We start from the raw sequence: 13,593 nt of genomic DNA on the forward strand, positions 1-13,593 counted from the left end.
AAAACCTTACATAGTTCAGGATCAATCGCCGGGGGGTAACGAGCATGAACGGATGGCCGTACGAACAGTTTGAAAAAATGTCAGACGAAGAGTTGGTCTTATTGGCGCGCAACGAAGGGGATAGCGACGCGCTCGAGTTTTTGATTGAACGATACCGGTATTTTGTACGCGCGAAAGCACGTTCTTATTTCTTGATTGGTGCAGATCATGAGGACATCGTCCAAGAGGGCATGATCGGTCTTTATAAAGGGGTGCGGGACTATAAAGACGAGCGACTCGCCTCGTTCAAAAGTTTTGCTGAGATGTGCATCACTCGTCAGATGATCACGGCAATCAAGACGGCGACGCGTCAAAAGCATATTCCGCTCAACTCATATGTGTCACTCGATAAACCGATTTTCGACGAGGAATCCGACCGGACGTTACTCGATGTCATCTTGCCACCACATCCGACGGATCCACAAGAACTCATCGTGACACAAGAAGAACAGACGTTTATGGAAGCGAAGATGGATGAGATTTTGAGTGATCTCGAACGGAAAGTGTTGCGTCTTTATTTAGACGGACGTTCTTATCAAGAGATTTCAGACGACCTCGACCGTCATGTCAAATCGATTGATAATGCGTTACAGCGTGTGAAGAAGAAATTCGAACGTCATGTCGACGTCCGGATGCTTACGAGCTAACCGATTATTGACCGCGTGCCTCCTATGTGATACTTTAAAAGCAGCGCCTTGTCCGTAGACGCCATTTACAGGAGGCGTTTTTTTTTCGCTCTTTTTTAAGAGGGAGTAGTCGAAAGGGGCGCTTATGAATGGCAAAGAAAGTAAGTCTCGCTTGCTCAGAATGCGGGTCTCGGGAGTATTCGACGACAAAAAAAGATGGTGTGTCGACACGGCTTGAAATGAAAAAGTTTTGTCGCCGCTGTAACGCGCATACGATGCATCGAGAATCAAAGTAACGTAGATTGGCATTCAATGTAGGAGGAAGCTACCATGAACTTTTTGCGCGACGTATGGAAAGAGTTGAAAAAAACGAGTTGGCCAACTCGTAAAGAACTCACGAAATATACCGTTACCGTCATCGCGACTGTTGTCGTGATTGGCCTGTTCGTGTTCGGCGTAGATACTGGAGTCAGCTATCTCGTCAATTTATTGATTAACTAAGGAAGAGGTGAAAGCCGTGGAGAAACAATGGTTTGTTGTCCAGACGTACTCAGGTTTTGAGAATAACGTCAAAGAAAACCTAGAACGTCGAATCGGTTCGATGAACATGGAAGATAAAATTTTCCGCGTCCTCGTCCCGACTGAAACGACGCAAGAAGAAGTCACATTAAAGAGTGGCGAAAAGAAAATTAAAGAGCGTGAAGTCAAAAGTTTCCCGGGCTATGTGTTCGTAGAGATGGTCATGACTGACGATTCATGGTATGTTGTCCGCAACACGCCTAACGTCACCGGCTTCCTCGGTTCAACGGGCGGCGGTGCAAAACCGATCCCGCTCCAACCGGACGAAGTGACAAACGTCTTGTCACAAATGGGACTCATCGAGAAGAAAGATCGTTACAACTACGAGCTCGGTGACCTTGTCCGCGTGAAAGAAGGCGCGTTCGAGAACTTTGAGGGGACAATCGACGAGATTGAAGCCGACAAAGAGAAGCTCAAAGTCGTGGTCGACATGTTCGGTCGCGAAACAAAAATTGAGCTTGATTTCGAACAAGTTCAGAAAATTAACTAAACCCACTTGCTAATCCGTGAAACGGATGGTACAATCGAAAATGTTTGATGTTGTGCTATATTTCGGTACAAACTCGACCTAATAGATTGAGTGGGAGGGCGCACAACGTCCAAGAAACCACATTTTAGACTTAAGGAGGTGTGTCTCGTGGCGAAAAAAGTTTCTAAACTCGTTAAACTTCAAATCCCAGCTGGTAAAGCTAACCCAGCACCACCAGTAGGTCCAGCACTTGGTCAAGCAGGTGTTAACATCATGGGATTCTGTAAAGAGTTCAACGCTCGTACACAAGACCAAGCCGGATTGATTATTCCTGTAGTCATCACGGTATACGAAGATCGTTCGTTTACATTTATTACGAAAACTCCACCAGCTGCAGTTCTCTTGAAGAAAGCTGCTGGTATCGAGAGTGGTTCTGGTGAACCAAACCGTAAGAAAGTAGCAACGGTTAAGCGTGACAAAGTTCGCGAAATCGCTGAACTTAAAATGCCTGACCTTAACGCATCATCTGTAGAAACAGCGATGCTTATGGTTGAAGGTACTGCACGTAGTATGGGTATTGTAATCGAAGACTAATTGTTAGTCTCTGGGGTTGTCGGTGAATACTGCTCACCTTCAATCCCTTCATTATGTGGGAGGAAATTCCGCTAACCACAAGGAGGAAAAGATCATGGGTAAAAAACACCAAGAAGCAGCTAAGCTTGTTGACCGCACGAAGTCATACGACCTCGCTGAAGCTGTCGAGCTCGTTCAAAAAACAGCTACTGCTAAATTCGATGAAACAATCGAAGTTGCTGTCCGTCTCGGCGTAGATCCGAAGAAAGCAGACCAACAAATCCGTGGTGCCGTTGTACTTCCACACGGTACTGGTAAAACACAAAAAGTTCTCGTCTTCGCAAAAGGTGAGAAAGTGAAAGAAGCGGAAGCTGCTGGCGCAGACTACGTTGGCGACGCTGAGTACATCAACAAAATCCAACAAGGATGGTTCGACTTCGATGTAATCGTTGCGACACCTGACATGATGGGTGAAGTTGGTAAACTTGGTCGTGTTCTCGGACCTAAAGGCCTCATGCCTAACCCGAAAACAGGAACAGTTACTTTTGACGTAGAAAAAGCAATCGCGGATATCAAAGCTGGTAAAGTTGAATACCGTGTTGATAAAGCTGGTAACATCCACGTTCCAGTTGGTAAGAAATCATTTGAAGCATCTAAACTTACTGAGAACATCGAGACAATCCTCGAAACACTCATGAAAGTGAAGCCTGCTACTGCAAAAGGAACTTACCTTAAAAACATCGCGCTTTCATCTACAATGGGTCCTGGGATCCGTGTAGCGACTGCGGATTTCCTTAAGTAATCTTGTTGAAATAAATTGTTGACAACGTGTGACGCCGCTGTTAAAGTAATACACGTTCAACCGAATATGTTGGATTACCGTAGACAGAAGGTGGACATCGGTCCGTAAACCCTTCCGAGGTGTCTTTGCTCGAACTTGAGCCTGTTGTCACAGGTTTACTTTCAAACAATTACGCCCTCGTATGTCTTCATACGAGGGATTTCTTTTGGAGAGCAGCCTCTCGTCCGGTATAAGAATTGACTAGGAGGTGCAAACACATGGCAAACGAAAAAATCGTAGCTCAGAAATCGGCACTCGTCGATGAAATCGCTGAGAAAATGCAAGCGAGCGTTGGAACAGTTGTTGTTGACTACCGTGGACTTACAGTTGAAGAAGTGACTACACTCCGTAAATCACTCCGTGACGCTGGAATCGAGTTCAAAGTTTACAAGAACGGTCTTCTTCGCCGCGCAGCTACTCAGTCGAACTTCGAAGGTCTTGACGAAGTCTTCACTGGTCCTACAGCAATCGCCTTCTCTAACGAAGACGTTGTTGCTCCAGCGAAGATCTTGAACGACTTCTCGAAAGAGCACAAAGCGCTCGAACTCAAAGGCGGAATCATCGAAGGCAAAGTGACTTCACTCGAAGAAATCAAAGCCCTTGCAGAACTTCCATCACGCGATGGTCTTCTCTCGATGCTTCTCAGCGTACTTCAAGCTCCAATCCGTGGGCTCGCAGTCGCAACAAACGCAATCGCAGAACAAAAAGAAGAGCAATCAGCTTAATTTTTGTCGCGTAGCGTAACTCAAAAAACTTTTTCACAACATCAAAGGAGGAAAACCATAATGGCTTTCAACAAAGAGCAATTCATCGAAGACCTCAAATCAATGACGGTTCTCGAACTTAACGAACTCGTAAAAACAATCGAAGAAGAATTCGGCGTATCAGCAGCAGCTCCAGTAGCAGTTGCAGGTGCTGGCGCAGGCGCAGCAGCTGAAGAGAAAACTGAATTCGACGTAGTACTCACAAACGCTGGCGCTGGTAAAATCAACGTCATCAAAGCTGTTCGTGAAATCACAGGTCTCGGCCTTAAAGAAGCAAAAGCACTCGTTGACGGAACTCCAGCTCCAGTCAAAGAAGGCGTTTCTAAAGAAGACGCTGAGTCAATCAAAGCTAAGCTTGAAGAAGCTGGCGCATCTGTTGAAGTTAAGTAATTCAACTTCACAACCTATAGAAGCTCGCCATGGCGAGCTTCTTTTATTTCCTTGAAGAAAGGGTTAGGAGGTTCAACGCATGGGAGATCATTACTATACGAACGATCCACGTTCGGAAAGTGCCCCGGAGACATGGACGTACGAGTTGCGAGGGAAACAGTATCATTTCACTTCGGACCGCGGTGTGTTCTCGAAAGGATCAGTCGATTTTGGGTCGCGTCTTTTAATTGAGTCGTTTGAAGTGCCTGATGTCTCAGGACGTATTTTAGATGTAGGCTGTGGCTATGGTCCAATGGGGATCTCGCTTGCCGATGCCTCTGGGCGTGAAGCCTTGCTCATCGATGTGAATGAGCGTGCGCTGGCGCTCTCTGAGCAAAACGCCGCCCGTAATGGAGTGACGGTCGAAACACGACTTTCTCACGCGTATGACGCGGTGGGGGGAGAACGGTTTGCCGCCATTGTCACCAATCCGCCGATTCGTGCGGGGAAACAAGTCGTCCATACGATCTTGCGTGAAGCACATGCGCATTTGGTCGATGGAGGAGCAATCTATGTCGTCATTCAGAAAAAACAAGGAGCGCCTTCTGCTAAGAAATTATTAGAAGAGGTGTTTGGTCAAGTCGAAACGATTGCGAAAGAAAAAGGTTACTTTATTTTCCGGGCAATTCGGTCTTGACAAACGGTGAAGTCTTGTTGACTCGCCATAACGTATATGCTAACATTATAAAATGCCATTGGAATGGAATTCGCTTGAAACTGCCGTGTCTGCTGCTTTTTAGAGACGGAAAACGAGCGACATTCAATGACAATGTTCGATTATTACGCCCGAAAAATTCGCTAAAGAATTGGGGGTCTGAGAGGTGAATCAGTTGACTGGTCAACTTGTTCAGTACGGTCGTCACCGTCAGAGAAGAAGCTTTGCCCGTATCAGTGAGGTATTAGAGCTTCCGAATTTGATTGAAATTCAAACTGCTTCTTATGAGTGGTTCTTGCGTGAAGGGTTGAAGGAAATGTTCACGGACATTTCACCGATTTCCGACTTCACAGGAAACCTCGTATTGGAGTTCATCGATTACTCGCTCAGTGAGCCGAAGTATTCAATCGATGAATCGAAGGAGCGCGACGTTACTTATTCTGCGCCACTTCGCGTAAAAGTACGTCTCCAAAACAAAGAGACAGGTGAGCTTAAGGAACAAGAAGTGTTCATGGGGGATTTCCCACTCATGACAGAATCGGGAACGTTTATCATTAATGGTGCAGAACGCGTCATCGTTTCCCAGCTTGTCCGTTCACCGAGCGTGTACTATAACGCTAAACTCGATAAAAACGGTAAACGTGGATTTGGCGCAACCGTCATCCCGAACCGTGGTGCTTGGCTCGAACTCGAGACAGATGCCAAAGATATCGTTTATGTTCGTATCGACCGTACCCGTAAAATCCCGGTAACGGTGTTGTTGCGTGCCCTCGGATTCGGTACGGACCAAGAGATTATCGACCTTCTCGGGGATGACGAATACCTTCGTAACACCCTTGAAAAAGATAATACAGAGTCTACAGAGAAAGCGTTGATCGAGATTTATGAGCGTCTCCGCCCTGGTGAACCACCAACGGTAGAAAATGCGAAATCACTTCTCGTGTCACGTTTCTTCGACCCGAAACGTTATGACTTAGCGAACGTCGGTCGCTACAAGATGAACAAAAAGCTTCATCTTAAGAACCGTTTGTTCGGTCAAAAATTGGCGGAAACGCTCGTGGACCCAGAAACAGGCGAAGTACTCGCTGAAGCTGGAACAGTCCTCGACCGCCGCAACTTAGATCGTATCCTCCCACACTTGGAGAGCGGCCTCGGTTATGTCGATGCGGAACCAACTGGTGGTGTCGCTGAAGGTGAGCCGTTCGGTCTTCAATCAATCAAAGTCATCTCACCAGATGACCCAGATGGAGAGCGTGTCTTGAACATCATCGGAAATGGCAATATCGACCGTAGTATCAAGCATATTACGCCGGCTGATATTATCGCTTCAATCAACTACTTCTTCAATTTACTTCACGAAGTCGGAACAACAGATGACATCGACCACTTAGGAAACCGTCGTCTTCGTTCAGTCGGAGAACTTCTCCAAAACCAATTCCGTATCGGGCTTTCTCGTATGGAACGTGTCGTAAAAGAACGTATGTCGATTCAAGATCAAAACGCGATCACACCGCAGGCGCTTATCAACATTCGTCCGGTTATCGCATCACTTAAAGAGTTCTTCGGTAGCTCGCAATTGTCACAGTTCATGGACCAGACGAACCCGCTCGCTGAGTTGACGCACAAACGTCGTCTCTCTGCACTTGGACCGGGTGGTTTGACACGTGAGCGTGCTGGTTTCGAAGTTCGAGACGTTCACTATTCGCACTACGGTCGGATGTGTCCAATCGAAACACCAGAGGGACCGAACATCGGACTCATCAACTCACTCTCGTCTTATGCGAAAGTGAACGAGTACGGTTTCATCGAAGCACCGTATCGTCGTGTTGACCCGGAAACAGGTCTTGTCACTGGCGATATCCAATATATGACGGCTGATGAGGAAGACCTCTATGTCGTCGCACAGGCGAACATGCCGCTCACAGAAGACGGTCACTTTGCAGACGAACAAGTTCTTTGCCGCTTCCGCGGACAAAACTTGTCAGTTGAGCCAAGCCGAGTCGATTACATGGACGTTTCGCCGAAACAGGTTGTTTCTGCCGCGACAGCATGTATCCCGTTCCTTGAGAACGATGACTCGAACCGTGCCCTCATGGGAGCGAACATGCAACGTCAAGCAGTACCGCTTCTCCAACCAGATTCACCGATCGTCGGTACTGGAATGGAGTACGTGTCTGCGAAAGACTCTGGGGCAGCAATCGTTGCGAAATACCCAGGTGTCGTTGAGCGTGTCACAGCGCGTGAAATCTTGATCCGTCGTACGTCTGACGTTAACGGTTCTGAGGTTTCAGGTGATTTAGACCGCTACAAACTTCAAAAATATGTCCGTTCTAACCAAGGAACATGCTACAACCAAAAACCAATCATCGCAGCTGGCGACCGTGTCGAAAAAGGAGAAATCCTTGCAGACGGTCCGTCGATGGATATGGGTGAGCTCGCGCTCGGCCGTAACGTCGTCGTTGCCTTCATGACTTGGGATGGTTACAACTATGAGGATGCGATCATCATGAGTGAGCGTCTCGTGAAAGATGACGTGTACACATCGATTCATATCGAAGAGTACGAGTCGGAGTCACGTGACACGAAACTCGGACCAGAGGAAATCACACGTGATATTCCAAACGTCGGAGATGACGCGCTTCGTAACTTGGACGATCGTGGAATTATCCGCATCGGAGCTGAAGTCAAGGATGGCGATATCCTCGTCGGTAAAGTAACGCCTAAGGGAGTTACGGAATTGACGGCGGAAGAGCGTCTCTTGCACGCAATCTTCGGTGAGAAGGCACGTGAAGTACGTGATACGTCACTTCGTGTACCAAACGGTGGAGACGGAATCATCTTGGATGTCAAAGTGTTCGACCGTGAAAACGGTGACGAGTTGTCTCCAGGCGTCAACCAGATGGTACGTGTCTATATCGTTCAAAAACGTAAGATTCACGAAGGGGATAAGATGGCGGGACGTCACGGTAACAAAGGTGTTATCTCGCGGATCCTCCCTGAAGAAGATATGCCATACATGCCAGACGGTACACCGGTTGACATCATGCTCAACCCGCTTGGGGTACCATCTCGTATGAACATCGGTCAGGTGCTTGAACTTCACTTAGGGATGGCGGCGAAGAAGCTCGGCATCAAAGTGGCGACACCTGTATTCGATGGAGCGCGTGAGGAAGACGTATGGGCAACGATTGAAGAGGCTGGTATGGATAAAGATGCGAAGACGCGTCTCTATGACGGTCGTACGGGTGAACCGTTCGATAACCGTGTCTCTGTCGGTGTCATGTACATGATCAAACTCGCGCACATGGTTGATGATAAACTTCACGCTCGTTCGACTGGACCATACTCACTCGTTACGCAACAACCGCTCGGTGGTAAAGCACAGTTCGGTGGTCAGCGCTTCGGGGAGATGGAAGTTTGGGCTCTTGAAGCGTACGGCGCAGCCTACACGCTCCAAGAAATCTTGACAATCAAGTCGGATGACACGGTTGGTCGTGTGAAAGCATACGAGGCCATCGTGAAAGGCGAGAGCGTTCCGAAAGCGGGCGTTCCTGAATCATTCCGCGTCTTGATCAAAGAGCTTCAAGCGCTCGGTATGGAAGTCAAGATGATGTCAGCGGATGATGAAGAAGTCGAAATGAAAGATGAAGATGACGACAACATCCCGAACGCAACATCGGCGTTAGAACAAGTCGTTCAACCGACTGTTACGGAAGAGGAATAAGGCGAAAAGGGAGGTCGGCCCCTTGGTAGATGTTAATCGATTTGAATATATGAAAATCGGCTTGGCTTCATCAGAGAAGATCCGTTCGTGGTCTTACGGTGAAGTCAAAAAGCCGGAAACGATCAACTATCGTACACTTAAACCAGAGAAGGACGGATTATTCTGTGAACGAATCTTCGGTCCTACGAAAGACTGGGAATGTTACTGCGGGAAGTACAAACGTATCCGTTATAAAGGAGTCATTTGTGACCGCTGTGGCGTTGAAGTGACGAAAGCGAAAGTGCGTCGCGAGCGAATGGGCCATATCGAGCTCGCGGCACCAGTTTCGCACATCTGGTACTTCAAAGGGATTCCAAGCCGCATGGGGCTTGTTCTCGATATGTCTCCACGTGCACTTGAAGAAGTGATTTACTTCGCTTCTTACGTGGTCACAGAGCCAGGTGATACACCGCTTGAGAAGAAACAACTTCTCTCGGAAAAAGAATTCCGTCTCTATCGTGAAAAATACGGTAGTGACTTCAAAGCAGACATGGGTGCTGAAGCCATCCGTACACTCCTTCAAGATGTCAATCTTGAAAAAGAAGTGAGCGAGCTTCGTGAAGAGTTGAAAACTGTCCAAGGTCAACGTCGTACACGTGCGATCAAGCGTTTGGAAGTTCTCGATGCGTTCTTCACATCAGGGAACAATCCGGATTGGATGATCCTTGAAGTACTTCCTGTCATCCCACCAGAGCTTCGCCCAATGGTACAGCTCGACGGTGGACGCTTTGCAACATCTGACTTGAACGACTTGTATCGTCGAGTCATCAACCGTAACAACCGTCTCAAACGTTTGCTCGACCTCGGCGCGCCGAACATCATCGTGCAAAACGAGAAGCGTATGCTTCAAGAAGCGGTTGACGCCCTCATCGACAACGGTCGTCGTGGTCGTCCGGTAACAGGTCCTGGTAACCGTCCGCTCAAATCACTTTCACACATGTTGAAAGGGAAACAAGGTCGCTTCCGTCAAAACCTTCTTGGTAAACGGGTCGACTACTCAGGACGTTCGGTTATCGTCGTCGGACCGAACTTGAAGATGTATCAGTGTGGTCTTCCAAAAGAGATGGCACTTGAACTCTTCAAACCGTTCGTGATGAAAGAGCTTGTCGGTCGCGGCATCGCTTCGAACATCAAAAACGCAAAACGCAAAATCGAGAAGATGCAACCTGAAATCTGGGGCGTCCTTGAAGAAGTCATCCGTGAGCATCCAGTTCTCTTGAACCGTGCCCCGACACTTCACCGTCTTGGTATTCAAGCATTCGAACCGATTCTTGTTGAAGGTCGTGCGATTCGCCTTCACCCACTCGTATGTACGGCTTATAACGCCGACTTCGATGGTGACCAAATGGCCGTCCACGTTCCGCTTTCTGCAGAAGCACAAGCGGAAGCACGTCTTCTCATGCTCGCTGCACAGAACATCTTGAACCCGAAAGACGGAAAACCGGTTGTTACACCATCGCAGGATATGGTCCTCGGTAACTACTACATCTCACTCGAACGTGAAGATGCCGTCGGTCAAGGGAAAGTGTTCTCGAACGTCAACGAGGCGTTGATCGCTTACCAAAACGGATATGTCCACTTGCACTCGCGTGTGGCACTTCCGGCACGTACGCTCAACAACCCGACGTTCACAGACGAACAGAACGAGAAATTGCTCATTACGACTGTTGGTAAGATGATCTTCAACGAGATCTTGCCAAACACGTTCCCATACTTGAACGAGCCGACGATGGAAAACTTACAGGAAGCAACTCCTGATAAGTACTTCATCGACAAAGGGGCGAACGTTGCGGAAGAAATCGCATCACGTCCAATTATCGACCCGTTCAAAAAAGGATTCCTCGGAAAAGTCATCGCGGAAGTGTTCCAGAAGTTTGAAACGACTGAAACAAGCCGCATGCTTGACCGCATGAAAGATCTCGGCTTCAAACATTCGACGAAAGCCGGTGTGACAGTTGGGATCGCCGACATCATCGTACTTCCTGATAAACAGGAAATCTTGGATGAGGCGCAGAAACAAGTCGACCAAATCATGAAGTCGTTCCGTCGTGGTCTCATCACAGAAGATGAGCGTTACGAGCGCGTTGTACGTGCTTGGAACGAAGCGAAGGATGAAATTCAATCTCGATTGATGAAATCCCTCAACCGCTTGAACCCGATCTTCATGATGTCTGATTCTGGTGCCCGTGGTAACGCATCTAACTTTACGCAGCTTGCGGGTATGCGTGGTTTGATGGCCGCTCCATCTGGTCGCATCATCGAACTTCCAATCAAATCGTCGTTCCGTGAAGGTCTGACGGTTCAAGAGTACTTCATCTCGACTCACGGGGCTCGTAAAGGTCTTGCCGATACAGCCTTGAAGACAGCTGACTCAGGTTACTTGACTCGTCGTCTCGTTGACGTTGCGCAAGATGTCATCATCCGTGAAGAAGATTGTGGAACAGACCGCGGTATCCGTGTTTCTGCACTCCGCGAAGGTACGGAAGAAATCGAAAACTTGTACGACCGTCTCGTCGGACGTACATCGTTTGAAACAGTCACACACCCTGAAACGGGCGAAGTGTTGGTTGATAAGAATGAATTGATCACAGAAGACATCGCACGCGTCATCGTTGATGCGGGTGTCGAGCAAGTAGAAATCCGTACAGCCTTCACATGTAACACGTCACACGGCGTATGTAAGAAGTGTTACGGACGTAACTTGGCTACTGGATCAAACGTTGAAGTCGGGGAAGCCGTCGGTATCATCGCCGCACAATCAATCGGTGAGCCAGGAACGCAGCTTACAATGCGTACCTTCCACACAGGTGGGGTTGCCGGAGACGATATCACACAAGGTCTTCCACGTATCCAAGAGGTATTCGAAGCCCGTAACCCGAAAGGTCAAGCGGTCATCTCGGAAATCTCTGGTACGGTCATCGACTTCACGGAATCGCGTGACAAGCGTGAACTCACGGTCGAAGGATTCAGTGAAACACGTTCTTACACGATTCCATTCGGAGCGCGTCTCCGTGTTCAAATCGGCGATACAGTAGAAGCCGGTGAAGTCTTCACGGAAGGTTCGATCGATCCGAAAGAATTGCTCGCCGTCCGTGGTGTATCTGGTGTTCAGAACTATCTTCTCCAAGAAGTTCAAAAAGTATACCGGATGCAAGGGGTAGAAATTGGTGACAAGCACGTTGAGGTTATGGTTCGCCAAATGCTTCGTCGTGTCAAAGTCATCGAGTCTGGTGACACACCACTTCTCCCAGGTTCACTTGTCGACATCAGCGTCTTCAAAGAAGCGTGTAAAGATGCGATTCGTGACGGAAAACACCCAGCGACTGCAAAACCAGTCCTTCTCGGGATCACGAAAGCGTCGCTTGAGACAGACTCGTTCCTCTCGGCGGCTTCGTTCCAAGAAACGACTCGTGTCTTGACAGATGCGGCAATCAAAGGGAAACGCGACTACCTCCTCGGACTCAAAGAGAACGTCATCATCGGTAAACTCGTTCCAGCTGGTACTGGAATGGCTGTCTACCGCGATGTCGAACTTAAAGAAGATGAGGCGCCAGTTGCACTCGAAGATACAACCGTCGAGTAAAATACGTCTTGACAGCGCAGGTTGGCGGTGCTACTATGATTTAGTGCCGCCAATCGGTTGTTGTCGATGACAACGATGTCCAGCAGTCGGCAAGCTACTTGGACGTCCATCCGAACTTTCTACGGGAAGGTTTGGCTGCTACAATTGCCACTTTCAAGGTATAACTCACGTTTTTGCGAGGTCATGGAATGCCTACGCCTCGTAAAAGCGTTTCGTTATGACCTTAAATGAACCACCCGGGTCGGTGGGACTAGAAAATAGCAACATTCAGGAAGGGAGGATCTTCAAAGATGCCTACTATTAACCAGTTAGTCCGTAAAGGACGTAAATCGAAAGTCGTTAAATCTGACTCTCCAGCACTTAACAAAGGTTACAACAGTTTCATCAAGTCACAAACAAACGTGAGCTCACCACAAAAACGTGGTGTTTGTACACGTGTTGGTACAATGACTCCGAAGAAACCGAACTCGGCGCTTCGTAAGTATGCTCGTGTTCGTTTGACTAACCAAATCGAAGTGACTGCGTACATTCCAGGTATTGGCCACAACCTTCAAGAGCACAGCGTTGTTCTTATCCGTGGAGGACGTGTAAAAGACTTACCAGGGGTACGTTACCACATCGTTCGTGGTGCGCTTGACACTGCAGGTGTTGATGGACGTATGCAAGGCCGTTCTAAATACGGTACGAAGCGTCCGAAAGCTGCGAAGAAGTAATTCTCGCTAACTAAAATACAATTGAAATTTTGAAAGGAGGGTACTCGGATGCGTAAAAACCGTGCAGAACGTCGTGACGTTATCGCAGATCCGATCTACAACTCGAAATTGGTAACTCGCCTCATTAACCGTGTCATGTTAGACGGTAAAAAAGGTACAGCTCAAACTATCATTTACAACGCATTTGGCATCATCGCTGAACGCTCAGGCAAAGAGCCTATGGAAGTGTTCGAAGAAGCAATGAACAACATCATGCCTGTACTTGAAGTTAAAGCACGCCGTGTAGGTGGAGCTAACTACCAAGTTCCTGTTGAAGTTCGTCCAGAGCGCCGTACAACACTTGGTCTTCGTTACCTCGTGAACTACGCTCGTCTCCGCAACGAAAAAACGATGGAGCAACGTATCGCGAACGAAATCATGGATGCAGCCAACAACACTGGTGCGTCTGTTAAGAAACGCGAAGACATGCATAAGATGGCAGAAGCAAACAAAGCGTTTGCTCACTATCGTTGGTAATTTAATCGTAAAGTCCACTCCGCCAAGCATGGCTTAACGGAGT

At 48.1% G+C, this 13,593-nt stretch carries 13 protein-coding genes and 1 other annotated feature; all 13 genes read left to right on the plus strand.

Annotated features, from left to right (window positions below; genetic code table 11):
• Positions 1-44: 44 nt before the first annotated feature.
• The 13 genes from sigH (at position 45) to rpsG (ending at position 13,550) form a co-directional block, all read left to right on the plus strand.
• Entirely contained in the window at positions 45-686 is a 642-nt protein-coding gene (gene sigH, locus PQI28_RS14565; protein WP_031421852.1) for an RNA polymerase sporulation sigma factor SigH, read from the plus strand.
• A gap of 128 nt (positions 687-814) precedes the next feature.
• Entirely contained in the window at positions 815-961 is a 147-nt protein-coding gene (rpmG, locus tag PQI28_RS14570) for a 50S ribosomal protein L33 (protein WP_026824819.1), read from the plus strand.
• Positions 962-995: 34 nt separating this feature from the next.
• On the plus strand, positions 996-1,166 hold the full coding sequence (gene secE, locus PQI28_RS14575) for a preprotein translocase subunit SecE (protein ID WP_074032412.1): 171 nt from the start codon (positions 996-998) through the stop codon (positions 1,164-1,166).
• Between the two features lie 16 nt (positions 1,167-1,182).
• Positions 1,183-1,734, plus strand: a complete 552-nt coding sequence (gene nusG / locus PQI28_RS14580) for a transcription termination/antitermination protein NusG (protein WP_012727691.1) — start codon at positions 1,183-1,185, stop codon at positions 1,732-1,734.
• Between the two features lie 147 nt (positions 1,735-1,881).
• Entirely contained in the window at positions 1,882-2,307 is a 426-nt protein-coding gene (gene rplK, locus PQI28_RS14585) for a 50S ribosomal protein L11 (RefSeq protein WP_012727690.1), read from the plus strand.
• 94 nt (positions 2,308-2,401) lie between these two features.
• A complete protein-coding gene (gene rplA / locus PQI28_RS14590) occupies positions 2,402-3,088 on the plus strand; it encodes a 50S ribosomal protein L1 (protein WP_074032415.1) in 687 nt (228 codons plus the stop codon).
• 59 nt (positions 3,089-3,147) lie between these two features.
• Positions 3,148-3,301: a sequence feature (ribosomal protein L10 leader region), on the plus strand.
• 44 nt (positions 3,302-3,345) lie between these two features.
• The gene (gene rplJ, locus PQI28_RS14595; RefSeq protein WP_214697119.1) at positions 3,346-3,852 is read left to right on the plus strand and encodes a 50S ribosomal protein L10; all 507 of its coding nucleotides are present in this window, start codon (positions 3,346-3,348) and stop codon (positions 3,850-3,852) included.
• A 60-nt stretch (positions 3,853-3,912) separates the two neighbouring features.
• Positions 3,913-4,281: a 50S ribosomal protein L7/L12 gene (gene rplL / locus PQI28_RS14600; RefSeq protein ID WP_074032420.1), complete on the plus strand. Its 369-nt coding sequence runs from the start codon at positions 3,913-3,915 to the stop codon at positions 4,279-4,281.
• A 79-nt stretch (positions 4,282-4,360) separates the two neighbouring features.
• Complete coding sequence (locus tag PQI28_RS14605) at positions 4,361-4,957, plus strand: class I SAM-dependent methyltransferase (protein WP_074032423.1); 597 nt, start codon at positions 4,361-4,363, stop codon at positions 4,955-4,957.
• A 193-nt stretch (positions 4,958-5,150) separates the two neighbouring features.
• Positions 5,151-8,699, plus strand: coding sequence for a DNA-directed RNA polymerase subunit beta (gene rpoB, locus PQI28_RS14610; RefSeq protein ID WP_214697140.1), 3,549 nt, complete (start codon positions 5,151-5,153; stop codon positions 8,697-8,699).
• Positions 8,700-8,721: 22 nt separating this feature from the next.
• A complete protein-coding gene (gene rpoC / locus PQI28_RS14615) occupies positions 8,722-12,321 on the plus strand; it encodes a DNA-directed RNA polymerase subunit beta' (RefSeq protein ID WP_214697121.1) in 3,600 nt (1,199 codons plus the stop codon).
• Between the two features lie 290 nt (positions 12,322-12,611).
• Positions 12,612-13,034, plus strand: coding sequence for a 30S ribosomal protein S12 (rpsL, locus tag PQI28_RS14620; RefSeq protein WP_012727683.1), 423 nt, complete (start codon positions 12,612-12,614; stop codon positions 13,032-13,034).
• Positions 13,035-13,082: 48 nt separating this feature from the next.
• Positions 13,083-13,550: a 30S ribosomal protein S7 gene (gene rpsG / locus PQI28_RS14625; RefSeq protein ID WP_012727682.1), complete on the plus strand. Its 468-nt coding sequence runs from the start codon at positions 13,083-13,085 to the stop codon at positions 13,548-13,550.
• Positions 13,551-13,593 lie beyond the last annotated feature (43 nt).

This window comes from Exiguobacterium sp. USCH10 (genome assembly GCF_037619445.1).
Classification (GTDB): Bacteria; Bacillota; Bacilli; order Exiguobacteriales; family Exiguobacteriaceae; genus Exiguobacterium; species Exiguobacterium aestuarii_A.

Excerpts from the sequence above, each read along its gene's own strand:
- rplJ (WP_214697119.1), top strand. The coding sequence starts at position 3,346 with ATGGCAAACGAAAAAATCGTAGCTCAGAAATCGGCACTCGTCGATGAA.
- rpsL (WP_012727683.1), top strand. The coding sequence starts at position 12,612 with ATGCCTACTATTAACCAGTTAGTCCGTAAAGGACGTAAATCGAAAGTC.
- rplA (WP_074032415.1), top strand. The coding sequence starts at position 2,402 with ATGGGTAAAAAACACCAAGAAGCAGCTAAGCTTGTTGACCGCACGAAG.
- rpsG (WP_012727682.1), top strand. The coding sequence starts at position 13,083 with ATGCGTAAAAACCGTGCAGAACGTCGTGACGTTATCGCAGATCCGATC.
- rplL (WP_074032420.1), top strand. The coding sequence starts at position 3,913 with ATGGCTTTCAACAAAGAGCAATTCATCGAAGACCTCAAATCAATGACG.
- secE (WP_074032412.1), top strand. The coding sequence starts at position 996 with ATGAACTTTTTGCGCGACGTATGGAAAGAGTTGAAAAAAACGAGTTGG.
- rpmG (WP_026824819.1), top strand. The coding sequence starts at position 815 with ATGGCAAAGAAAGTAAGTCTCGCTTGCTCAGAATGCGGGTCTCGGGAG.
- sigH (WP_031421852.1), top strand. The coding sequence starts at position 45 with ATGAACGGATGGCCGTACGAACAGTTTGAAAAAATGTCAGACGAAGAG.
- PQI28_RS14605 (WP_074032423.1), top strand. The coding sequence starts at position 4,361 with ATGGGAGATCATTACTATACGAACGATCCACGTTCGGAAAGTGCCCCG.